The sequence below is a fragment of the Campylobacter concisus genome (assembly GCF_002914005.1).
Classification (GTDB): Bacteria; Campylobacterota; Campylobacteria; order Campylobacterales; family Campylobacteraceae; genus Campylobacter_A; species Campylobacter_A concisus_N.
In genome coordinates this window covers 1-770 of sequence record NZ_POZU01000015.1, presented here as the reverse complement: position 1 = coordinate 770, position 770 = coordinate 1, and the positions used below count along the sequence as shown (strand labels likewise).

The 770-nt window shown below is 26.8% G+C and carries 1 pseudogene; it reads right to left on the bottom strand.

The features are described 5' to 3' along the window. Positions 1–770: pseudogene (locus tag CYP54_RS09810) on the bottom strand (hypothetical protein); the annotation flags it as partial.

Sequence of the window (770 nt, the reverse complement as noted above, 5' to 3'; positions counted from 1 at the left end):
AACAGGGTATCCATTTTTTAGAATTTCTAATGCTTTTTTGCAATCATCATCATTTTTTATATCAAAAATACCATTTACTTTGGTTAAAGCCGATGTATTTTGAGAAAATGCAATAAAAGGCTTTTTCATTATTAGAGACTCAAGAAATATAGTTCCGCCTATAGATGAAGTGGCTATTGAGTTTTTCAGAAGAAGCCTACTAGGTATATTGCTTTTTATCAAATATGCATTTGGTAAATTTTTAATCTCATCATAAAATCTTTTTGTTTTAAACTTATGTAAAGTAGCTAAAAAATAATACGTTGTTTCATTATTTAGATTTTGATGCTGATGAGGATGTTCTTTTACATACAATTTCCACCCATTTGGTAAATTTTGAGATATTGTCCTTATGGCAACTAGTTGGTTAGCAAAAGTTGTTCTAGCAAGTGTTGCAGCCTCTGGCTCCATATGAAGCGAGTAGTAAACATATTTTTGAGATGGATCAAAATCGATACACAGACTATTATAATAACTATAAATTTTTTTTGAAAATAGAAATCCATTAAAATACTCCCACCAATCAACAAAAAATGAATGATGTATGACTTTGTATTTACCCATTATATACAAAATAAATGTAGGAAGTAAGAATCCGCCAATTTTTTCTAATACTTTTAATATTATTTCTTTAAAACGTACTTTTTTGGCAGACTTTTTATCTGGGATTAGTTTAGAATTGAATAAAAAGTCTTTTATATTAATTTTTTTTAAATTATACTTTTTAAAAT